The organism is Erythrobacter sp., from assembly GCF_039988855.1.
Taxonomy (GTDB): domain Bacteria; phylum Pseudomonadota; class Alphaproteobacteria; order Sphingomonadales; family Sphingomonadaceae; genus Erythrobacter.
Window position 1 is genome coordinate 455,218 of sequence record NZ_JBDXIY010000019.1, and the last position, 22,476, is coordinate 477,693.

At 53.9% G+C, this 22,476-nt stretch carries 15 protein-coding genes; 10 read left to right on the forward strand and 5 right to left on the reverse strand.

The window, feature by feature from the left end:
* Window positions 1-35: 35 nt before the first annotated feature.
* Entirely contained in the window at window positions 36-1,802 is a 1,767-nt protein-coding gene (locus tag ABJ205_RS14325) for a D-aminoacylase (RefSeq protein WP_348158589.1), read from the reverse strand.
* Window positions 1,803-1,913: 111 nt separating this feature from the next.
* On the opposite strand from ABJ205_RS14325, the gene ABJ205_RS14330 reads away from it, so the two are divergent.
* Window positions 1,914-2,864: a glycerophosphodiester phosphodiesterase family protein gene (locus tag ABJ205_RS14330; protein ID WP_348158587.1), complete on the forward strand. Its 951-nt coding sequence runs from the start codon at window positions 1,914-1,916 to the stop codon at window positions 2,862-2,864.
* Window positions 2,861-3,772 carry an alpha/beta hydrolase gene (locus ABJ205_RS14335; RefSeq protein ID WP_348158584.1) on the forward strand — a complete coding sequence of 304 codons (912 nt, stop codon included), beginning with the start codon at window positions 2,861-2,863 and terminating at the stop codon, window positions 3,770-3,772. Before ABJ205_RS14330 ends, ABJ205_RS14335 begins: the two co-directional genes overlap by 4 nt.
* A gap of 14 nt (window positions 3,773-3,786) precedes the next feature.
* Here the strand turns inward: ABJ205_RS14335 and ABJ205_RS14340 are convergent, their stop codons facing one another.
* Window positions 3,787-4,641 carry an alpha/beta hydrolase gene (locus ABJ205_RS14340; protein ID WP_348158581.1) on the reverse strand — a complete coding sequence of 285 codons (855 nt, stop codon included), beginning with the start codon at window positions 4,639-4,641 and terminating at the stop codon, window positions 3,787-3,789.
* A 122-nt stretch (window positions 4,642-4,763) separates the two neighbouring features.
* Window positions 4,764-6,461 carry an alpha/beta fold hydrolase gene (locus tag ABJ205_RS14345; RefSeq protein ID WP_348158579.1) on the reverse strand — a complete coding sequence of 566 codons (1,698 nt, stop codon included), beginning with the start codon at window positions 6,459-6,461 and terminating at the stop codon, window positions 4,764-4,766.
* Window positions 6,462-6,679: 218 nt separating this feature from the next.
* Here ABJ205_RS14345 and ABJ205_RS14350 point away from each other — a divergent pair, with 218 nt between their 5' ends.
* From ABJ205_RS14350 to ABJ205_RS14370, 5 genes are all read left to right on the forward strand, one after another.
* On the forward strand, window positions 6,680-8,875 hold the full coding sequence (locus ABJ205_RS14350) for an EAL domain-containing protein (RefSeq protein ID WP_348158576.1): 2,196 nt from the start codon (window positions 6,680-6,682) through the stop codon (window positions 8,873-8,875).
* Window positions 8,876-9,081: 206 nt separating this feature from the next.
* The gene (locus ABJ205_RS14355) at window positions 9,082-11,256 is read left to right on the forward strand and encodes an EAL domain-containing protein (protein ID WP_348158573.1); all 2,175 of its coding nucleotides are present in this window, start codon (window positions 9,082-9,084) and stop codon (window positions 11,254-11,256) included.
* 93 nt (window positions 11,257-11,349) lie between these two features.
* On the forward strand, window positions 11,350-13,167 hold the full coding sequence (gene lepA, locus ABJ205_RS14360; protein ID WP_348158571.1) for a translation elongation factor 4: 1,818 nt from the start codon (window positions 11,350-11,352) through the stop codon (window positions 13,165-13,167).
* Window positions 13,168-13,234: 67 nt separating this feature from the next.
* Window positions 13,235-14,851, forward strand: coding sequence for a DUF262 domain-containing protein (locus ABJ205_RS14365; RefSeq protein WP_348158568.1), 1,617 nt, complete (start codon window positions 13,235-13,237; stop codon window positions 14,849-14,851).
* Complete coding sequence (locus tag ABJ205_RS14370; protein WP_348158565.1) at window positions 14,838-15,668, forward strand: PIN-like domain-containing protein; 831 nt, start codon at window positions 14,838-14,840, stop codon at window positions 15,666-15,668. The genes ABJ205_RS14365 and ABJ205_RS14370 overlap by 14 nt, the downstream gene beginning before the upstream one ends.
* A gap of 19 nt (window positions 15,669-15,687) precedes the next feature.
* Here ABJ205_RS14370 and ABJ205_RS14375 read toward each other — a convergent pair whose 3' ends face one another.
* Window positions 15,688-16,512 carry a hypothetical protein gene (locus ABJ205_RS14375; RefSeq protein ID WP_348158562.1) on the reverse strand — a complete coding sequence of 275 codons (825 nt, stop codon included), beginning with the start codon at window positions 16,510-16,512 and terminating at the stop codon, window positions 15,688-15,690.
* Window positions 16,513-16,662: 150 nt separating this feature from the next.
* On the opposite strand from ABJ205_RS14375, the gene ABJ205_RS14380 reads away from it, so the two are divergent.
* The 3 genes from ABJ205_RS14380 to ABJ205_RS14390 all read left to right on the forward strand — a co-directional run bounded on the left by ABJ205_RS14380 (window position 16,663) and on the right by ABJ205_RS14390 (window position 20,808).
* Window positions 16,663-18,762, forward strand: coding sequence for a molybdopterin-dependent oxidoreductase (locus ABJ205_RS14380; protein WP_348158561.1), 2,100 nt, complete (start codon window positions 16,663-16,665; stop codon window positions 18,760-18,762).
* A 108-nt stretch (window positions 18,763-18,870) separates the two neighbouring features.
* Window positions 18,871-19,860: a tetratricopeptide repeat protein gene (locus tag ABJ205_RS14385; RefSeq protein WP_348158558.1), complete on the forward strand. Its 990-nt coding sequence runs from the start codon at window positions 18,871-18,873 to the stop codon at window positions 19,858-19,860.
* 141 nt (window positions 19,861-20,001) lie between these two features.
* Entirely contained in the window at window positions 20,002-20,808 is an 807-nt protein-coding gene (locus ABJ205_RS14390) for an outer membrane protein assembly factor BamD (protein WP_348158556.1), read from the forward strand.
* A gap of 107 nt (window positions 20,809-20,915) precedes the next feature.
* Here ABJ205_RS14390 and ABJ205_RS14395 read toward each other — a convergent pair whose 3' ends face one another.
* Entirely contained in the window at window positions 20,916-22,391 is a 1,476-nt protein-coding gene (locus tag ABJ205_RS14395; protein WP_348158553.1) for a serine hydrolase, read from the reverse strand.
* Window positions 22,392-22,476: the final 85 nt, after the last annotated feature.

The window sequence follows — 22,476 nt, forward strand, 5'->3', positions numbered from 1 at the left end:
GGAGCGTGACTGGCTGTCCGGTCACAAGCCGCAGGCTACTCCGCCGCTTCCGCCATTTCCGCGCGCTGAGGCCCGCGGATCAGGCCTCCGGGTGTCTCTCCTGTCCACTTGCCCGCTTCAAACGTGACTGCGCCGTTTTTGATGGTGTAATCATACCCGTCCGCTTTTTGCAGCAAGCGTTTGCCGCCTGCTGGCAAGTCAAAGGCGAGCCATGGTTTACCCAGTGTGAGGCGTTCCAAGTCGATTACATTGAGGTCGGCCATATAGCCCGGCGCAATGACACCGCGATCTTCAAGGCCATAGAGCAATGCAGTGTCGCGGCATTGGCGCTTAACAGCGTTCTCTAAAGTGATCCGGTCACCGCGCTTGCGGTTCTTCACCCAGTGTTCGAGCATAAATGTCGGCGAGGCCGCATCGCAGATGGTGCCGCAGTGCGCGCCGCCATCAGACAGCGAGTTCACCGTGTCATCGGAATGCTGAAGGGGGTGGAGAAAATCGAGATTGCCGTCCGCGTAGTTCAGGATCGGCAGATAGATGAAGCTAGTGGCATCATCACGGCATAGCAGGTCATAGGCGTATTCTTGAGGATCAACGCCTGCCGCCTGACCGCGCGCATTGATGCTTGCGCTGGCTTCGGGTTCATAGTCGAAACCGTCGTCCATCTCATATTGCAACGCCCATCCCATCGTAATCACCGCGACCACTTCCATAATGTCTTGCGGTGCGTCGGAATAATCGCTGGTCTCTGAAAGAAGCTGCGCTTTGAATGCAGGATCGAGCAGCTTCGCTTTTTGCTCTTCCCACGGAAGGTCTGCGATTGCCATCCAGCTCGGGCGGTAAACAAAGGGGTGCACCGTGCCTTGCCATGCCATGATGATGCCATTTCCGCGCAGGGCAATTTGCGCAACGATGTTCGCGCCATTGTCATTCTCGCTGCGCATTTTGTCGATCTGCTCTTGCAGGGGCAGCTCTTTGGCGATGGATTGGAGCGCCGCAAACGTAACTGGCACGCCGGCCTCGCGGCTTAGCTTACCCATCCATTCAAACTCATTCCAATCGCGTTTGAGGTCGCTGGCCATTTCAAAGACCGCATGACCGCCCGCCTTTTGACCGCGTCCCATCGCGTGACCAATCGCGACCAGTTCCTCTGGTGTGGCAGTGGTGCCGGGGACAAGCTCGCCCTCGACCGATTTGTGAAGCACTGTGCGGGAAGTCGAAAAGCCAAGGGCGCCTGCGCGAACGCCTTCCTCAACGATATCGGACATTTCCTTGATGTCCTGCTCTGTCGGAATAGCGCCCGGTTGCTCACGGTCGCCCAGCACATAGGCGCGTACCGCGCCGTGGGGCACATGGGTGCCCACATCGACCGCGCGCGGCATTTCTTCGAGTGCATCGAGATATTCAGGGAAGGTCTCCCACTCCCATGTGATCCCTTCAGCAAGAGCCGTGCCGGGAATGTCTTCCACCCCTTCCATCAGACTGATCAGCCATTCGTGGCGGTCAGGTTTCGCAGGGGCAAAGCCCACACCGCAATTGCCCATGACAACCGTTGTAACGCCGTGCCAGCTGGAGGGGGCCATTTCCTGATCCCACGTTGCCTGCCCATCATAGTGCGTGTGGATGTCGACAAATCCCGGAGCGACAACTTTGCCGCTCGCATCGATTTCTCGCGCTGTATCGCCTTGTACAGTCCCAACTTGCGCGATCAGTCCGTCTTTTACGGCGACGTCTCCGGTAAACCGAGGTTGGCCAGTGCCATCGACGATCGTTCCGCCCCTGATGATGAGGTCGAATGCTGGCATTTTTATCTCCTATCTCTCGAAACGGAAGGTCTCATATTGAAATTGGCTTGGCAACCGGCTTGTCCAGAGGGATAAGGCCGATAGTTGGGCACCCGTAGGAGAAGCAGTTCCATGAAATATAAGGCGATGTTCATAGCCGCGAGCACCTTTGTGTTTGCCGCGGCGAGTCCATCGACTGCTCAGGAGGAGTCTGGACGCTGGGAAATGCCGACAAATGGCGACCTTTCGGCGATGCTCGATTGTCTTGAGGAGTCGGGAAAAACGATCATCTCTGCGCACCGAGGCGGACCTTCTCCGGGTCTGCCTGAAAATGCTATTCCAACGATGGACGCGGTTCTTCACGCTTTGCCCGCGATGATGGAGATTGATGTCGCACAGAGCCCAGATGGGATGCATTACCTGATGCATGACCGAACATTGGATCGCACCACTACGGGTTCGGGCGCTGTCACAGATGTGCCTTGGACTAAGGTTTCAACGCTTAAGCTGGTCGATGAAGCTGGGTGGATGACCCCTTATTTTGTGCCGACTTTTGCAGAGACACTGACCTGGGCAAAGGGGAGGGCGGTGCTTCAGGTCGATTTCAAACGCACCGCTGATTTTGCCACTGTTGTCTCGGAAATACGCGCGGCGGATATGGTGCAGGGCGTTATCCTAATTGCTTACACCAAGGCGCAGGCGATGAGCCTGTATGAGCTCGCGCCTGATATGCTGATCTCTTATTCAGTGAACGCGCCGGGAGATCTGGACGAGATTGTCGCTGCGGGCATTCCAGCGGCAAATATCGTCGCGTTCACGGGCACGGGCACAGCGCGGCCTGACCTTTATTCGGTATTGGAAGCGGCGGATGTTGAGGTGATCTTCGGCACCTTAGGGAGGCCGGATCGTTCTCTCGATGGCGTTTTCGCGCGTTTTGGTACAGATGAACGCTATGCCGAGTTGGGCGAGGGCGGTGTTGATGTTATCGCCACCGACCGACCGCGCGCAGCCGCAGCTGCCCTGGCCAAGGCCGATCGTCTGCCAACCCGGGGCATATGCGGTATAACGAAGGGCGGCGAATGACGGAGCGTTGCGCAAGCTGGCACCCGCCAGTGGGCAGCGGAATCGCCGTTCGATTTGTTGAGACAAACGGTCTGACTTTCGAAGTCGCAGAAGCGGAAGCCAAAGATGGGAGCCGCGATCATTTAGCACTTATGCTCCACGGCTTTCCTGAGCTGCACTATTCGTGGCGGCATCAGATGCCTTTGCTTGCCGAAAAGGGATACCGGGTTTGGGCCCCGAACATTCGCGGTTATGGCGGGACCGACAGGCCGGGCGAGGTTTGCGATTATGCGCTTGATAGGCTTACGCAGGACGTGGCCGACCTCATAGATGCAAGCGGAGCTAAACAGGTCACGCTGTTTGCGCATGACTGGGGCGCGATCATCGCTTGGGGTTTTGCGATTACCAAGCTTCGGCCGCTCACCCGGCTTGTCATCATGAATGTGCCCCATCCCATGGTTGCGCGGCGCGAGATGCGTCATTGGCGTCAGTTGAAGAAGAGCTGGTACATTTTCGCCTTTCAGCTCCCATGGCTGCCTGAAAAGATGCTTGCGCGCAAAGACGGCAATGTGGTCGGCGATCTCATCGCGCGTACATCTTGCCGACCCGAAGCCTTTGGCCCCGCAGAACGTGCCATTTACAGCGATGCCAGCCGCCGTCCGGGCGCGCGCTCAGCCATGGTCAACTATTACCGTGCACTGCTTCGCCACGGCGATACAATCGATCTCGGCGATGGCCGCGTCGAAGTGCCTACGCTCATGGTCTGGGGCGAAGAGGATGTGGCGCTGAACATCCACTGCACTGAGGGGACTGAGCAGTGGGTAAGCGATTTTACGCTCAAACGCCTTCCGAGTGTCTCGCACTGGGTGCAGCAGGACGCACCTGAAGACGTGAATGCGATCCTGAAGGAATGGCTACCAAAGGCGTAAGCCTTGGCAGAAGTTCAAGCGGCTTCGCTTTTGCCTTCGGTGTTGGCTGGACGATTGAGAAAGTCGCGGATTGTATTCATGCTCTCTTCCTCGTGACTGAGCAGGAATAAATGCCCGCCGCCTTTCATCACTACTAGCTCGCTGTTGGGGATGAGCATTTTGAGAAACTTACCATTGGTGAGCGGGACAATTGCGTCTTCATCGCCCATCATGATCAGTGTTTCCTGTTTAAGCAGGAAAGGCAAAGCAGGCGCACTGGTCCAGCCAAGCATGCACATTAATTGGTACATATAACCGCGCGGGGATGGAGGCTTTAGGCGCGACATATGTCCGCCCTTACCAGCGCTCTTGCCCAAACCATCACCATAGAGCGCTTCAAAGTTTTTGAGCATGTAATCGGTGTCAATATAACGGCGCGGGTTGGCCATTTTGCTGAGCGCTTTGGGACTCCCTGGCATCATCAACATGCCTGCACTGGTCGCGATCAAGACAACCCGCCGGCTGCGGCCTGCATGTTGCATGGCAAAGTGTTGAGCGATACCGCCGCCCCAGCTGATCCCCATCACATCCACATCGCCTACTCCCAATTGATCGAGCAATTGGGCAGCGGTCCAGCTGATTGTGAACGGGTTATAAGGCAGAACGGGGTCAGGCGATTCGCCGACGCCGGGCATATCGAACATGATAAAGGGACGTTCGGTCAATGCGTCGGCAAGTGGCGCGACTGCTTCGATATTTGCACCAATGCCGTTGAAGAACAAAACCGGCAGATGATCCGAGGGCTGATCCAGTCTCCAGGTCGCGACCCGTAACGTCCGGCCGGCCACTTCTTGCATTGTGACAACGGCATCTTTCATGAATTCACTCACGGCTATTCCAACCTTTCAGCCTGCGTCTCTAGGGGGAAGAGCGTGGGAGGGTGGGGTCGCAGATCCCTTGCGGGCTTCGCCTTCCATAAGCTCTTTGTAACGCGGCTTTTGCCGGCTCTGTATCAGACTTCTTCGGTGACGTAGAGTCCCGGCGCGCTTTCTTGCGCAGGATAGGCGTCGCTGCCCACAGTCTCTGGCGCGGCGATTTTCTTGCCTGAACGCTTTTGGATCCACTCCATCCAAAGGGGCCACCAGCTGCCTTTGACCTCTTCAGTGCCTTGGAGCCAATCGTCTGCCTTTTCTGGCAATTTGCCCTTTTTCTTTTGCACGAAGTATTTCGCTTTCGGATTGGTTGGCGGGTTCAAAATCGCTTGCATATGGCCCGACTGGGACAGGACATATGTGACGTCTTTAGAACCAAACAATTGCGTCGAGCGGTAGGTCGCTTTCCAAGGCGTGATGTGGTCGGTGACACCTCCAAGAATAAACAGGTCAGCGGTGACATTGGAGAGGTCGATCTTGTGATCGGCCATCTCGGTCTCACCCGGTGTTGAGAAAGCGAGAGTTTCATAAAGCGTCAGGAAGTCGCCCATGAGGCTTGCCGACAGGTTCGTTGCATCCGAATTCCAATACAGAACATCGAACGCTGGCGGGTCCATGCCGAGCAGGTAGTTGTTGATGACATAGTTCCAGATGAGATCATTCGGGCGCAGCCATGCAAATCCGCGTGCCAGATCATCGGCCTTGATAATGCCTTTGTTGGCGGCGCGTTTTTTTGCGATCTGCATGCCGTTTTCACTGACGAGAGAACCGGCTTCGATGTCGGTAGGTTTGGGGTGCAATACGCAGACCATTAGCGTCAACGTGCCAAGAACCGGATTGCCCGTCGCGGCAAGCTTTGACGCGAGCACAGATGCGGTTTGGCCACCTGAACAGCCAGCAGACACATTGACCTTCTTCGAGGCCGAAATTTTAGAGACCACCGCCAAGGCTTCTTCGCAGGACGCGATATAATCCGACATATCCCAGTGCCCTTGATCTTTGGACGGGTTGCGCCAAGAAATCACAAAGGTTTGCATGCCGTTATCGACTTGCCATTTGATAATCGACTTCTCAGGGGAAAGGTCGTTAATGTACATCTTGTTGATCTGAGGCGGGATGGTGAGCTGCGGAACTTCGTAAACCTCATCTGTCGTCGGAGCGTAGTGAACAAGCTCATACATCTCAGTGCGATGGACGACGTTGCCTTTGGAAGTGGCAATGTTTTTCCCAATCTTAAACGGACGCTTGTCCACTTGGCTTACCATGCCGCGATTGTGCACAATGTCGTTGTATGCGTTCTGAAGCCCTTTGATGAGGCTTAGCCCGCCGGAGTTGATTACCTGCTTTTGCGCGATCGGATTGCCTACCAATGTGTTGGTTGGGGCAAGGCTGTCTATGATAATGTTAGAGATGAAATTGGCGCGGTTGCGCTCGAGCTCGTCTAACTCAAGATCTTCAAGCCAATTGTTCATGCCCTTCTGAATGGCCAGATAGTATTGCGCGCCCGCCCGGAAGAACGGATTGAATTGCCATGCGGGGTCGTGGAACCTCTTGTCCTTGGGATTAGGTGCAAGGTCGCTCTTACCTGTGACAATCTTGACCATGTCTTCGCCCATGGTTTGAGCGTGTTTCATCAGCCGCTTGGGATCGGACGCAGTCTCACGCAAGAGCACAGCAACAGCCCCAACAAAGTCCTCGCGAGCAAGACCCACCACAGGTCCCAATGCGTTGGTCGACTGCGCCGCTTCATTTTCAAGTGTGACTTTTGGTCCAGGCATCCATGTATCCCCTCATGATCGGCTGATGTGTCTCGATCTAGTTCTAGCCATTGATGACCGTAGCAGACGAGCTTTGCAAGATCGACTTCAACCCGAACAAAGCGGCAGTATCAATCTGATGCAAGCGGGACAGCGCCTTATGAATGTGAATGGAGTTTAGTCTTCCTTCATCCAATGCGGGTATTCTTGCAGGAATTGAATGAGGATTTGTGACTCCAATGAGCGGTCTGTTATCTAAATTGTCGGGGGGACAATTGTCTGCTTCTGCGGCTGAGCACAGGCAGATGGTGGCGCACGATCCTAACCGCAGCGCATCGTTGCTCGCAGGCCTTGAGGCTGCCAATTTGGGTTGGTTCTGGGAAAGCGATGCGTCAGGGCGCCTCACTTATCTAACCGATTCTGCGATATCCGCAGCTGGCCGCGAAAAGGACAGTTTTATTGGGCTAAACCTGACGGAGATTTTCGCAACAGGTGATGCGGATGACAGCGATACAACCTCAAGACCCCTCAAATTTCGTCTCGCGTCGCGGAGTCCGATTTCGCGGCTGAATGTCAAAGTCCTTGGTGACGAGACCAAAGAGATGTGGTGGGAAATTTCCGCTACGCCGCGTCTGGATGGACATGGTAACTTTGAAGGATTCCACGGAACTGCCCGTGATATTACTCGCAGTCTAGCCCAATCTCGCGATTCAGAGCGTGCTGCGCAATATGATTCACTTACGGGACTAGCCAACCGGTTCCGCATGGCGCGACAGCTTGAGCAAACGTTGAAGACTTTCAAGCAATCCAAACGATCTTGCGCGGTCATGCTGCTCGATCTTGATCTGTTCAAAAAGGTCAATGATACTTTAGGACACCCTGCGGGCGATGAGCTGCTCAAACAAGTTGCCGTCCGCATCAATAAACTTGTCGGAGAAACGGGTGAAATCGGTCGGCTTGGTGGCGACGAGTTCCAGATTATATTGCCTGATAAAGACGACCGCGGGGAACTGGCTGACCTTTCAAAGCGACTGGTTCAGATGTTGTCCCAGCCATACTCGATAGAGGGCGCTCGTGCCATCATCGGTTGCTCGATTGGAGTTGCAATCGCACCTTATGACGGAATTGATGCGAGTGATCTTATCAAGGCAGCTGATCTGGCGCTTTACGCGGCAAAGGATGCGGGCCGAGGTACGTACCGTTTTTATTCAAGCCAACTCAGCCAAAGCGCACACTTTCGTCAGCGGATCGAAGATGATCTTCGAGATGCGCTTTCGCAAGGTGAGCTACTCATTCAATATCAGCCTATTGTTGATGCAAAGACCCATAATGTTGCTTCGCTCGAAGCGTTGTTGCGGTGGGAGCATCCCGAAAGAGGTCGCGTCTCTCCTGCAGAGTTTATTCCAGTAGCTGAAGAACTTGGGATCATCACAGAGATTGGTGAGTGGGTCCTTGAACAGGTTTGCATTCAATTGGGTAATTGCCCGACTGAAGTGCGGGCTGCGGTGAACGTTTCTCCGATTCAGTTTGCATCAGATGATTTTTACTCAACAGTCGACCGTATCTTGACAAAGACCGGTGTTGATCCGTCGCGGGTAGAATTGGAAATCACAGAAAGTGTATTCGTCGGAGATCTCGATCGTACTCTGGACTTGTTCAAGCAGTTGAAAGGTCGGGGTGTTCGCCTCTCCTTGGACGATTTTGGTACCGGCTATTCTTCGCTTAGCTATCTGCGTGATGCACCCTTTGACAAGGTCAAGATCGACCAGAGCTTTGTCCGTGGGTGCACCGAAGAAGGCAACAACAATGGTGCGCTGGTCTCTGCGATTGTGAGCATGGCCAAAGCCCTAAAGATGGAAACCGTTGCTGAGGGTATCGAAGCCAAGGATGAGCTGGCGATGGTAACCGCCCACGGGGCAACGCATTTGCAAGGTTACCTGTTCTCAACCCCAATTTCGATTGAGGAACTGCTCACCCGTTTTGAGAACAAAGAGCTTGAGTTCAAGCCGCGTGGTCCTGAAAAGTATCGGTCTGAACGGCGCACTGAGTTCCGTAGAATTGGGTTGATCCATGGTGACAGCCGGTATGATGTGTTCCTCCGCAACATCTCAAAGACCGGTGCGCGGATCGAAGGCTTGCTCGATGTTCCAATCGGCACCGAATTTGTCCTCGATCTGGGTGATGGCCAATTGGCTATTGCCACAGTGAGGCGTTCTGATGGATTTACTCAAGGCGTTGAGTTTGAGACGCAGCTTATCAGTGATGGTGCGCAAGGGCTTTGCACGCGGCATCGCGTATCCCCATATCAAATCGAAGCTGCAGGAAGGCCATTGGGAGCGCTCACCAATTCTGCAGTGGCGGCATATACAGGGGCCATGCAATCAGCACCCAAGGCATTTGTCGAAGTCGACATTGGCGCACAGATAAGACGTTAATCCGGACTGCAAGGCGCATCCAAAGCCATTTCTGAATTTCTGGCATGCTGGGGTCCTGGCATCATTCTTGATGCACGCCAGCCCAACCAATCTCCTCCGGTATTAACTTGTTGCTTTAGCGAAAAAATAACCAACTGGGTTTACACCTAATGAACACAGCGATTTATGAATCTGAGTAATCGCGGTGCGGAAAGGAAAGGCGCGGGGTGCCCCTAAAGGGTTTCTTGTCATCAATTAGCGGCGCAAACTCACGCGGGGCAGTCAGCAAGCTGTCCGATGCGGAGAAGCTCGCCATGCTGGATGACCTCGAAAGTTCAGGGCTCGGCTGGTTCTGGTCGTGTGACCCGCAAGGCAACCTTACCTATTTAAGTGGTACGATCGCTGAACGTCTTGATCTTCCCCTTGATGAGATCATCGGTCAGCCTCTCTCGAGCGTATTCGTTTCCGCAGACCGGGATGGCCGGACCAAATCCCTTGCCTTGATGCTAGGTACCCATAAGTCCTTTTCTGGCTTTGCAGTCAGGGCCGAAAAGCGGCCCGAAGGTGCCGTTTTGAGGCTTTCGGGCCAGCCCACATTTACTGGAAATACGTTTGACGGTTTTCGTGGAACGGGCTGGGACATCACCGACGAATACTTCCGCGAAGAAGAAACAGCGCGACTGGCGAAATTTGATTCACTTACTGGCCTTTCCAACCGCCATCGGATGAAGGGCCTGATCGATTCAACGCTAACCGCATTCAAAGCTGCAAAGCGCAGCTGCGCGCTTATGATGCTTGACCTGGACAAATTCAAACACGTCAACGACACGCTCGGTCATGCTGCTGGTGATGAACTGCTAAAACAGGTCTCCGACCGCCTGAAGCGTTCGATTGAGGTCGAATGCGAAATTGGGCGCCTTGGTGGTGACGAATTTCAGGTCCTGATCCCCGATCTCGATGATCGCGGCGAACTGGGTGAGATCGCGATGAAGATCATCACCATGCTCAAGCAGCCATATACCTTAGAGGAAGGCAGATGTGTCATCGGTTGTTCCGTTGGCATTGCCGTTGCCCCGCACGATGGGGTGACAATGGACGAGGTTGTGCGTTCGGCCGATTTGGCTTTGTATGCTGCAAAGAACGGTGGCCGGGGGCAATATCGTTTCTTTTCTGGTGAATTGGAAAACGAAGCAATTTTCCGCCGTAGGCTTGAAGAAAATTTGGGCGAAGCGGTGCGCGAGAAGCAATTGTTTCTCAAATACGAGCCAATTGTCGATGCCAGTACAGGCACTGTCCGAGCGCTTGAGGCGCACATTTGCTGGATGCATGACCAGCGCGGTGAAATCGACGAGGAAGAATTCGCCTCAATTCTTGATGGTTCAAGCCAGGTAACCGAAGTTGGAACCTGGGCAATCAGAGAAGCTTGCGAGCAAGCTATTGCTTGGCCTGAATCGATCAAAGTTGCAGTGAATGTTCCAGTTGCGCTCTTTGCGTCAAATGATTTTGTCGACTCTGTCTCCGAAGCTCTAACTGGAACTGGCTTACCGCCGCACCGATTGGAACTCGAAGTCAGCGAGGCTGTGTTCTTCGGCGATACGGACGCAGTAGATCGGACGCTTGGCCAATTGTTCAAACTGGGTGTGCGGCTGACACTCGACGAATTTGGGAGCGGGTATTCCTCTCTCGCCTACCTTCGCCGTGCGCCGTTTGATGCGATCAAGATCGACGAAAAACTGGTCGAGGAGGCTGAACAACACGACAGCGCAGACCTTGGCCTCATCCGCGCTATCGTGGCTCTTGCTGGTGCACTTGAGATGGACACCATTGCCAATGGCATTGAAAGCACACAGCTTCTTGAGCGGCTAAAAGAATGCGGCGTCAAGCGCATGGAAGGGCCGATCTATTCCGACCCCGTGGGCCGCGATGTGGTTGAAAAGGAACTGGTTGGCGACAATTGGAAGATCACTCCAAGCGGGGACAGGATCAAACGCTCCAAACGCCGCACGGTTTATCGCCGGATCAACGTCATCCATGACGATCACTCTTATGAGGTCGTGCTGCGCAATCTGTCTAAGACAGGCGCGCTCATTCAAGGTCTTGATGACGTGCCAAAGGGCACACAGTTCGTGGTAGATCTTGGCGGCGGTCAACTCGCTGTCGCAACAGTTATCCGTACCAACGGTGACACTCAGGGCCTCGAGTTTGAGCAGCATCTGATTGACGACGGGTCAGGCGGCTTGTGCACTCGCAACCGGGTTTCGCCTTACGCATTATCGGCTGCCGGCGCGCCTCTCGCGGCACTCTCGCCGGGAAGCTATCACAAGATGCAAGGCGGCGCCTTGGGGCAAGGGAGTGTGCCGCAATTTACCTATGCCCCGCAGGCCCGTTTTGAGGCGGCCTAAAAGCGATCAGATCGGCTTTGATTTTGCGAGTGATCTGTTGTTGCAATATTCGCGAATGACATGAGGCTTTAGGCCCGCTAAACGGCAGTCGAAATGACTGACCTCTCCAAAATCCGCAATTTTAGCATTATTGCACATATCGACCATGGCAAGTCCACGCTCGCTGACCGGCTGATCCAGTTCACCGGCGGCCTCACTGCGCGCGAAATGTCCGAGCAAGTCCTTGATAACATGGACATTGAGAAGGAGCGCGGTATCACCATCAAGGCCCAGACCGTGCGCCTTAACTACACCGCGAAGGACGGCGAAACTTACCAACTTAACTTGATGGACACCCCCGGCCACGTCGACTTCGCTTACGAGGTCTCACGCAGCCTTGCCGCATGCGAAGGCGCGCTGCTTGTCGTCGACGCTGCCCAAGGGGTTGAGGCGCAAACGCTTGCCAACGTCTACCAATCTATCGAGCACGACCACGAAATCGTCTCCGTCATCAACAAAGTCGACCTTCCCGCCGCCGAGCCAGAGCGTGTGCAGGCCGAAATCGAAGAGGTCATCGGCCTCGACGCATCAGACGCCGTCATGACGTCGGCCAAAACCGGCATCGGCATCGAAGACGTGCTCGAAGCCGTCGTCGCCAAGATCCCACCACCCAAAGGCGACCGCGATGCACCGCTGTCTGCTTCCCTCGTGGATTCGTGGTACGACCCCTACCTCGGTGTCGTCATCCTTGTGCGCGTTATCGAAGGCGTCCTGACCAAGGGCCAACAGATCAAATTCATGCAAGGCGGCACACAGCACCTTGTCGACCGCGTCGGTTGTATGCGCCCGAAAATCGAGCAACTGCCTGAACTGGGCCCCGGCGAAATCGGGTTTATTACGGCCCAGATTAAAGAGGTCGAACAGGCCCGCGTGGGCGACACCATCACCACGGTGAAGGGCGGGGCGACACAGGCGCTTCCCGGATATAAAGAAGTCCAGCCTGTGGTTTTCTGCGGCCTTTTCCCCGTGGACGCCGCCGACTTTGAAAAACTGCGCGAAAGCATCGCCAAATTGCGCCTTAACGATGCCTCCTTCTCGTTTGAGATGGAAAGCTCGGCCGCGCTTGGCTTTGGTTTCCGCTGCGGGTTCTTGGGCCTCTTGCACCTCGAAATCATCCAAGAACGGCTTAGCCGCGAATACGATCTTGATCTGATCACCACCGCGCCGTCCGTGGTTTACCGCCTGCAACTCAGCAAATCGAAGACTGAGGATGCGAAGGAGATCATGCTCCACAACCCGGCCGACTGGCCCGATATCAACCGCATCGCGATGATAGAGGAGCCGTGGATCAAGGCGGTGATTTACACCCCCGACGAATATCTCGGCTCTATCTTGAAGTTATGCCAAGATCGCCGCGGTATTCAGACCGATCTCACCTATGTCGGCGGGCGCGCGCAGGTGACTTATGAGCTGCCTTTGAACGAGGTGGTGTTCGATTTCTACGACCGTTTGAAGTCTATCTCACGCGGCTATGCCAGCTTTGATTACGAGCAAATTGGCCTTCGCGAAGGCGACCTTGTGAAGATGAACATCCTTGTGAACGCAGAACCCGTGGATGCGCTGTCCCTGATCGTTCACTCCGGCGTCGCGGAAGAGCGCGGCCGTGGCATGTGCGAGCGACTAAAAGACCTAATCCCGCGCCATTTGTTCAAGATCCCCGTGCAAGCGGCCATCGGCGGCAAAATCATCGCCCGCGAGACGATTGCCGCCATGCGCAAAGACGTGACCGCCAAGTGTTACGGCGGCGACATTTCGCGTAAGAAAAAGCTGCTCGAGAAGCAGAAAAAGGGCAAGGCCAAGATGCGCGAATACGGGAATGTGAGTATTCCGCAGGAGGCGTTTATTGCCGCGCTGAGGATGGGTGAGGAGTGATCACTTTTTTTTAATTCCTAATTGTGCCAAGTTAATGAGATCGGAATGATCAATGGGACAGCCTTATATGGATACTCCACTTAATGCATCGGCAAGTGCTGCTGGAGCTGTCTTCTCAAATTCGATCTTCGAAGTTCCACAATTCCAGCGGGAGTATTCTTGGACAGCCAAAGATGAAGTCGCTGATTTTTGGCTAGACCTGAGTGGTAGCCTTGGTTCAGACGTTTATTTCTTAGGGTTGCTGATTCTAACTAGTGAGAATGACCGTAGTCATGTGGTGGATGGTCAGCAAAGACTCATTAGTCTTAGTCTACTGGCTGCGGCACTATATCATGAAGCGCTATCTCATGGCCGGGATGCCCTTGCTGACAGGATCTCTGCGGCATTCTTGAAATCAATCAATTTTGATACGGATGCCAAGGAACCGCGAGTGTTTCTGTCTCATGCACCTGACAATGAGACCTTCCAGTTGATCGTCAATACTGGAGAAGCGCCGAGCACTATGTTTGGTGGAGACACGGTAAGCGCGAAGATTGTTGAATCGTTCAATTTTTTGAGATCGGAGTTAAGAAAAGACCTTAGTTCTGACCCGTTCAAACGCATGGGACTTTGGGCCGAATTTCTCACAAAAAAACTCTATTTTGCTGTGTTTATGCATCCTGATCCGGCAGCTGCATATCAGGTTTTTGAAGTCGTAAACACAAGAGGAAAGGAGCTTACGACCTCCGACCTTTTGAAGAATTATCTGCTTAGCCAGACCAAGCCAGAGCATCGCGAGAACCGATATGAACGATGGCAATCAATCGCTTCGAACTTTGCGTCTGAGGGTTCAAATAATTTTGTCCAATTCATCAGGCACGTCATCACGGTGCACAATGGCCACGTTCTGCCGAAGGACCTCTACGCATTCTTGGCCGGAAGAATGCGAAATCAAGAAGGTCCGCCGCATGCACCCGGGGAACTAATGGAGATTTTTGAAGACAGTCTAAGATTGTATCTACAGATGATCGATCCAAGCGCTGCCGGCCCGGGAACAGAAGGTATGCTCGCGGCCTTCGGTTCATTGAATAGCTTGGGTGTCATAGCCGTACGTCCAATGTTAATCGCGATTGCTGGGACTCCAGATCCAGAGGCCGGGATGACTGAGGTTGTAAAACTAGTGGTTCGCCGTGTCGCTGTCGGAAGTTTAGGCACTGGTAACGTTGAGAGGCGCTTCGGTGAAGCTGCCAACAAGATCTTCAAAGAGGGTAATTGGCAAACGGGGCTCGACGATCTTAGAGATCTTGTGCCTCCACGTGAAGACTTCGAAACTCAGCTTTCGAAGAGGTCTTACAACAAATCCACTCTGACATTCCTTCGTCAGTCAACTATCCAGAACACAATGTTCCCACAGAGAGAAGGATCACTGCATTTTGTCTTTCCAAGACAAGCTGATGAATGGGTGGGAATGGATGAAGATGCGCGATCGTTCTGGCATGCGACTATAGGCAATTCTTTATTAGCTAAGGTGAACAGAAGAGCGCCAGACAGTTCGGACTGGGAAGGTTTCCAAACATCAATGCTCCCGCTCGCAGTTGACGGAGAGATAGTTGATGCGCTCGCCCTCATACCTGAGTGGAATGTCGAGGCTGTCTCCAAGATTGGGCAAGAGCTCGCGCAACGGGCGGCTAATGTTTGGTATTGAGCGAAGAAGAGACTTGGATGCGCGACGAGATAAGCAATTGCTTGATGTGCTTAGCCGGAAAAAGTCGATTCCTGCGCTTGAAACCCTCATTAGTGGTCTTGGTACAACTAGTTTGCCGGACGACATTCGAACGTTCGCCATATCGCTTGATGCCTCGGTTTTTCTACGATTAGCTACTCATGATAAGTCAGCAGATGTCATTGATTATCTTAAAGGCCCGCATGAAGCAGGTGTGATCCTGCCGGGTCAGTCTGTTCAAGAGTTTTGGAATAACCGTTACAATGTTGTGCCGAGTTTAGCTCGACAGTTGTCAAAATCATTTGAAGATTTTAGCAAACAACTTGATAAGCTCGACGGTGATTTCAGCGTATTCAAGAGCAAGTTCGAAGAAATAATAGAGGACTTTCAGACTAGCCACGGTCACATTTTCGATGAAGGGACCGTCAATCGCACTTTTCAAATGCTGGAGACACTAAGAGAAGTAGCCGTAGTTCCTTTCGTTAACCGACTACAATTTGAAGGGTTGGCAGCCCAACGGCAGATGACGAAAACACCCCCCGGTTTTCGCGATAAGCCCGGAAACAATGGAGACTTTTACATTTGGCTGGATACGCTCCGCGGAGTTCAAACACTGCTCCGTTCAAGGAACGGCATAAAGGGCTTGGTGTTTGTCACAAATGATACAAAGGATGATTGGAGTCGAGATGGCACCCCACACCCAATCCTTAGTGCCGAATTAAAGGCGATATCAGAGTTGGACCTTCATATCGTGGACTTAAAACGATTCGTAAGCCTTGTTTCAAACTCGGCGACGTAAATAGTTCGTTCGTTGTGATCTACTCCCTCTCATCCCAACCATCATCCTTAAGCGAGTGCACCGTCTTCCTCGGCTTCGGCGGCTCGGGCTTTTTGCGCCAATCATAGGGTTCCATATTCACCGTCTCACGCGGGCCTTGGGATAGGCGGCGGCGCGTGGCTTCGTCGGCCCCCAAACGCTCGAAATCCGCGTCGCGTAGGGCCTCGAACGCTTTCCACGCCTCGCGGGTTTCTGGCGACATTTGCTCCCATTCCTTCATGCGCTCTTGGTCGACCTGTGCGCGGATCGCCTCGACTTTCGCATCGATGCTGTCGCGGATCGCTTGAACCGATGTGTGAGAACGTGACGCCTCCAGCTCGGCGTCCCATTCTGCGCGAAGCTCCTCGCGCCACTTCTTCTTAAGGCGGCGCTTTTCCATTTTGCCGATGGCGTTGAGGCCCTTTAGGTTCCCGCTGCCGCCTCCAAACCGCTCTGGCGCGCGGTTCCTTAGGATGAACATCAACAGCCGGTCGTTATAGACTTTGCGCGTCCCGATCAGCTCGCCATAGGAATAGACGGGCACCTCAACCCCGTTCAGCGCGCGGTCCATGGCGACGTCTTCCAATTGCTGCACGCCCAGATCAAGCGCTTTGCGCCATGCTTCGCGGAAGCTTTCGGCACCTTTTTGGCGGCGCAGGTAATACGCTCCGGGCTGGCTCATATCGACGGATTTGCAGGCGGCGGCGACGGAGCCTGTGTCGGCGAGCGCTTCGATGAAGGCGCGTTGGCGTTCCTCTGTCCAGCCATCGCGGCGTGCGCATTCGCGGGGCACGGGGGTGAAGGCGGGCAGGTGGGCTTTGGACACGGCTATGCGTTTGCTTTGGGGGTCTTTGCGGCGGGTCATGGCGGGAGCAAGAGAAGCAAAAAACGTGCAAGTAGGAAAATTGCTATTTCGTCATTGCTCTGATTGGGCGGGGCGTTCAGAGTGCTGGGCGAGAAGAAAGCAGTCAGGGATATGATGAGCCAAGTACATAAGCGCACGTGCCATATTTGTGAGGCGAATTGCGGGATTTTGGTCGAGACCCAAGGGCGCAAGGTCCTCTCGATCAAGGGTAATCCCGACAACCCGCTTAGTCGCGGATATATCTGTCCCAAGGCAACTGCGATTGCTGATTTGCAGGATGATCCTGACCGGCTGCACGCTCCGGTGAAGCGAACGGACGATGGCTGGGAAGAGATAGACTGGGATACGGCCTACCGCGAGATTGCGGGCAAAACCGCCAGCATTGACCCTGATGGGACCGCTTCGGCATTTTATCGCGGGAACCCAAGCGCGCACGATTATGCCTTGGTTTTGCAGTCCCGCCATTTGCAACGAGCCGTTGGTGCTAAGCGTAGCTATTCCGCGTCCACCCTTGACCAAATGCCGCATCACTATGTGCAATATAAAATGTATGGCCATGTAAGTTTGGCGGCGGTGCCCGACATTGACCGGACACAGCACTTGGTGATCCTTGGCGGCAATCCCATGGCGTCCAATGGCAGTTTGTGGACGGTTCCTGATTTTCGCGGCCGGGTGAGGGAACTTCACGCGCGCGGAGGCAGGGTGACTGTTGTGGATCCGCGCAAAACGGAGACAGCCAAAGTTGCCGATCATTGGGTTCCGATTAGGCCTGGCACCGACACAGCATTGCTGCTCGCAATCCTCAAAAACGTGCTTGAGGCGAAGCCCGATTTGCGTCTTGGCTTGAGCGAGGTGTGCGATCAAAGCCTTGATCCAGTGCGCGGTGCGTTGGCGCAGTTTGAAATCGCTCAATTGTCCGCGTTCTGCGGGGTCAGCGAAGCAGATATCGCGCAAATGACAGCGCCTTTCATCGGGGATGAACCGGCGGCGATTTACGGCCGTATGGGCGTTTCCGTCTGCGAATTTGGCGCGCTCAACCACTGGATTGTTCAACTCATCAATCTAGCATCAGGTAATCTCGACCGTGAAGGGGGGACCATGTTCCCCAAACCTCTATTCGATCTTGTTGGCCTTAATGGTCCGGGCGGGGTCAGCACTGTTGAAACCGTGCGCGGCACGCTTCCTTCGGTGATGGGCGAAACACCAATGGTGGCGTTCGCGGATGAGATGCTGCGCGAGGATGATGGGCGGATCAAAGTCCTGTTCGTGCAGTCAGGAAACCCGGTCCTTTCGGCTCCGGATGGGCAAAGGACAGAGGAAGGTCTGGCAAAACTCGATCTGATGGTTGCGTTTGATCCGCATATAACGGAAACCTCGCGGCACGCAGATTACATCTTACCCCCGTGCGGCCCGCTGGAAAAAGACCATTTCAACATGTTCTTTGGCCCGCTGTCGGTGCGCAATTTTGGGGCTTACTCGCCCCCGACTTTGCCACTGGAAGAAGGGGCAAAGACCGATTGGGAAATCGTAAGCGAGCTGGCCATTGCGGTTCATGCAGCCAAAGGCAGCGCCGCCCCCAATATACAGCATCCGCGCGAGCAATTGGACGGTCTCCTCAAGGCGTCACCTGCTGGCATGACACTCGCCGAAGTTGAAGCCATGCCTGACGGCGTTGATCTGGGCCCGCTAGAGCCTTGCATTAAGGACCGGCTGAAAACACATGACCAGAAAATCCATGTCGCACCGGCGGAACTTTTGGCCGATGTTGCACGGTTTGCCCAGACAATGAACGAAGTGCCCGAAGATGCGCTGCGCCTCATTGGCAGACGTCATGTCCGGTCCAACAACAGCTGGCTCCACAATTCGCGCCGCCTCGTCAAAGGGCCGGACCGTTGCACCCTAATGATGCACCCTGAGGATGCAAAACTGCGCGGGATTGATGATGGGCAAACCATAACAATCCAGTCGGATATCACATCAATAGAAACGACCGCTGAAATTACCGACGACATGATGCAAGGGGTAGTATCCCTTCCACATGGATGGGGGCACAACCGCAGCGGTCTTAGTTGGAAAACCGCCGCAAACCATGCCGGTGTTTCTTTCAATGATTTGGTCGGGACCAAGCGATTTGATGTGCTTACCGGCAATGCGGTCCTTAATGGGATCGCGGTGAGTGTTGAACCCAAGGAAGCTGCGCTCGTTTCCTAGGGAATGCGCAGAGGTATAGGTTTAGCAAAACCTTAGGGCCTTTGCCTTACAGGCATTGGCATGGAAAAGCCTTGTTCAAGATTGTGGTCTTGCGCTGTGGCAGCGGTCATGGCCGTTTCGCTTGCTGGATGCGAGGGACTCAGCACGTCATCCACCTATGAAGCCGCGCAGAATGCCTATGACCAAGGGCAATACAGAATTGCTAATGCGCATTTGAATGATGTTTTGGCAAAAGGCGGCGCAGAAGACCGCGTTCGCAAGCTCCAACTGGATTTGATGCTGAAATATGGCGATGGCAACCGCGCCGTCGCGGCCCTAGGGCAATTGTCCAAAGATGCCTTAAGCGAGCAAGAGCGCCGGCTCGCGCTTGCTCACGCGCTCCTTCTGCAAGGTTCGGCGCAGCGGGTCATCAAATTGTATGATCCCATTTTGCTTGATGACCATTCCGAACAGGATTTGCGCATGCTGCTTTGGGCATTGGTTCAACTGAACGATGAACCAATGTTCGAGAAGCGTCTGGATTATGCGCTTGGTCGATACCCAGACAGTGCGCATATCAACGCACTTGCTGCCAATCGCTTGTATGATCTTAAGAAGCCATCAGAGGCTGGAGCTTATGCGGTTACGGCGATCATAAATGGTAAAGACAATCTGGAGGCGCGGCTTGTCGCTGGCCGTAAGGCGATTTTCGATGGCAACTTAGAAACTGCCATAGAGCATTACAAAAAAGCGCACACAATCAATCCCTTGATGCCTTTGCCGCTTGCAAATGTGGCGGGCTTGCAACTTGATCTGGGGCAAGTTGATGCAGCGGCGGATACGCTTAAAATCGCCGTGGACAATCATTCTGAGTATCCGTTTTTGCAGTGGCAATTGGCACGTTACAGGGTTGCCATTGGGAATTTCCAAGGTGCACGCGAGGCGAAGGATCGCGCTGTGCGAGCCTTCGGCAACAATGCGGAATTCATACTGTTGACTGCGCAGATCGAGGCGGGTCTTGGCAACAAAGCTCTTGCACTGGACAATTACCGGCGGTTCGTGCGTGAAGCAGGCGAATTGCCCCAAGTCATGGCAAAAATCGCAGAGCTTGAAGGGTGAATTTTTCGGTTGATTGAACGATTTTCGTGGTCAGTTAGGCAGGGTTCACGGAAAGATTTTTTCCGATGCCGTGTTTTGACGGCGCAAAAGCCCAAGAACTTCACTTGGCGTTCACCTAGAGGGTGGCTATATCCCGCTCCTATGACACGCTCAATTCGTTCGAAAATCGCCCTGAAGACCATTCGCGCCGCCCTCCTTGGCGGTGTCATTGCCACAACCGCTGCGTGCGGAGGGGGCTCTGCCAATGATGATGTCGCCTACATCGCGCGCGATGTTGAGACGCTTTATGCCGAAGCGCAAAACCGTCTTGATGATGGTAATACGCAGGTTGCGGCCGCATTGTTTGACGAGGTTGAGCGTCAGCACCCTTATTCGCCTTGGGCCCGCCGTGCCCAGTTGATGAGCGCATTCAGCTATTACATTTCGCGCGATTACAACAGTTCGATCCAGAACGCTCAACGCTTCTTGTCGATCCACCCGGGCAATAAAGACGCGCCTTACGCCTATTACCTCATTGCGCTTTGCTATTACGAGCAAATCTCCGATGTGAACCGCGATCAGTCTATCACTGAACAGGCGCAAACCGCGCTTCGCGAGGTTAACCGCCGTTTCCCACAGACCGAATATGCCGCCGATGCGCGGCTGAAGCTGGACCTTGTGGCTGACCACTTGGCAGGCAAGGAAATGGAAATTGGCCGCTTTTATCAGCGTTCAGGCCGTTGGCTCGCTGCGCAATTGCGTTTCCGCAATGTGGTGGATGAATTTCAAACCACGAGCCACGCACCAGAGGCGCTCTATCGCCTGACGGAAAGCAGCCTTGCGCTTGGCATCCGCGAAGAAGCGGTGAAATACACCGCTGTTCTTGGTGCGAACTATCCGGGCACGGAATGGTATGAGAAAGCCTATGAGCTTGTCGAAGATCACGCCAGCGACGTGACGCCTAGTTAACGGTTCTTGGGTTTACAAATTGTCGGCAAAACAATGCGTTTTGCCGACAATTTGCAGGATGTCTGTACGCAACGCTTCCAAAAAATCATGAAGTTTGGGGGAAGGGGCTAATACTCCTTCAGTTTTGCGATCGCCGCGTGAGAGTCAGCGCACCATGAGCACCCTTCGTCTGGAGCAAGGTCGAGAGATTTTTGGTAGCTGGCAATAGCTTCTGCGGCGTCGCCCTTGACCTCATATCCCTCACCAAGGCTGGCCCAGAGATAGCCATCATTGGGAAACAATTCGGTGTTGAGTTTGAATATTGCGACAGACTTGTCGTAACGCCCCTCTTCTTCGAACGCGATACCGACCCGGTTCAAAAAGGTTCTTTGTGTAATGGCCTTGCCCGTGTTCTTTTCCAGATGCTCTGGCAGACCTTCGAGCCGACCGTCCGTTTTAGAACTGACATATTCGTAGGCTACCCGATGAGGAGATATGGAGAAGGCTCTCGGCTTGTAGTCTGGCTCAAATATCATCTTGTGCACTTCGTAAGCTGGCCATTCACCAACGGACGTGTTGTTTGCGTAAATGATGGTGACATCGCCATCCAGATACCAGGCGAAGGCAGTAAAGAACACGCCATTGCCGCCATTGTGGTTTACAAGTGTCTTACCCTCATAAGCGGTTCGCACCACCCATCCATAGGCCAGATAACGCGCGGGCCCAGAAGGCGAGCGAACGTGGCGACCGAACATCTGGTCGCGGGATGATTTGGACAGGACTTTGTCGGTTTTAAGTGCCTCGATCCACCTGTAAATATCTACCGGGGTAGAGTGCAGGCCGCCATTCCCAACAAGGTTCCAAGAGACCTGCCCATCATCAGCATAACGCTGCGCCGTTGAGCCACGGGGGTTAATTCCATGCCAATATCCCTTGGCCAAACTTTGCGCCTCCAGATCATCAAAGAAGTACCCAGTATGCGTAAGCCGAGCGGGCTCGAACAGGTTCTCGCGCAGGTAGGTCTCATAATCTTGCCCGGAAGCCTTCTCGATAATCGCGGCCAGTATGCTGTAGCCGGCGTTCGAATAGCTGTACCTTTGATCTGTGTGCAAAAGCTCGCTTGTGAACGCCTTGACCAAGAACTCTTCTTTTGTGACCGCTTCGAAATCCCCGCCAAACCCTTGTTGAAAACCTGCCGTATGGGTGAGCAATTGGTGGACCGTTATTTGTGCCTTATCGTCTGGAACAGAAGCGAAGAGTTCATCCAATGTGTTGGTCGTGGATAGCTTGCCTTGATCCACCAATTTCATGATCGCAGCTGCGGTGAATTGCTTTGTGTCAGAGCCAATATCGAAGGTCGTGTCAGGCGTGTTGGATACCTTGCGCTCCCTATCAGCCTGACCGTATCCCTTATTCAGGATAATGTTGCCGCCCTTAGCGACGAGCAAAGTTCCGGCATAACCCTTTTCCAATCCTGACATCATGAATTGGTCGATTCTAGTGGCAAGCGCTTGATCGTCAGGTGGTAGGGCGGCGGCCTCAGAGGCGCCGCCGGAGCACGAAATTCCGCCAATAGAGGCAATTAGGGCCAATACATATTTCATTAGGTCTGCACTTCCTTGGCTTTGTTGAAGGTAGTTTCATCGTTAGTGTATTGCTAGAATAACACAGTGGTGCACCTCCATCCAT

Bases quoted from the DNA above. Each gene is read 5' to 3' on its own strand.
- ABJ205_RS14335 (WP_348158584.1), top strand. From the start codon at position 2,861: ATGACGGAGCGTTGCGCAAGCTGGCACCCGCCAGTGGGCAGCGGAATC.
- ABJ205_RS14390 (WP_348158556.1), top strand. From the start codon at position 20,002: ATGACACGCTCAATTCGTTCGAAAATCGCCCTGAAGACCATTCGCGCC.
- ABJ205_RS14345 (WP_348158579.1), bottom strand. From the start codon at position 6,461: ATGCCTGGACCAAAAGTCACACTTGAAAATGAAGCGGCGCAGTCGACC.
- ABJ205_RS14330 (WP_348158587.1), top strand. From the start codon at position 1,914: ATGAAATATAAGGCGATGTTCATAGCCGCGAGCACCTTTGTGTTTGCC.
- lepA (WP_348158571.1), top strand. From the start codon at position 11,350: ATGACTGACCTCTCCAAAATCCGCAATTTTAGCATTATTGCACATATC.
- ABJ205_RS14325 (WP_348158589.1), bottom strand. From the start codon at position 1,802: ATGCCAGCATTCGACCTCATCATCAGGGGCGGAACGATCGTCGATGGC.
- ABJ205_RS14395 (WP_348158553.1), bottom strand. From the start codon at position 22,391: ATGAAATATGTATTGGCCCTAATTGCCTCTATTGGCGGAATTTCGTGC.
- ABJ205_RS14350 (WP_348158576.1), top strand. From the start codon at position 6,680: ATGAGCGGTCTGTTATCTAAATTGTCGGGGGGACAATTGTCTGCTTCT.
- ABJ205_RS14365 (WP_348158568.1), top strand. From the start codon at position 13,235: ATGGATACTCCACTTAATGCATCGGCAAGTGCTGCTGGAGCTGTCTTC.
- ABJ205_RS14385 (WP_348158558.1), top strand. From the start codon at position 18,871: ATGGCCGTTTCGCTTGCTGGATGCGAGGGACTCAGCACGTCATCCACC.
- ABJ205_RS14380 (WP_348158561.1), top strand. From the start codon at position 16,663: ATGATGAGCCAAGTACATAAGCGCACGTGCCATATTTGTGAGGCGAAT.
- ABJ205_RS14370 (WP_348158565.1), top strand. From the start codon at position 14,838: ATGTTTGGTATTGAGCGAAGAAGAGACTTGGATGCGCGACGAGATAAG.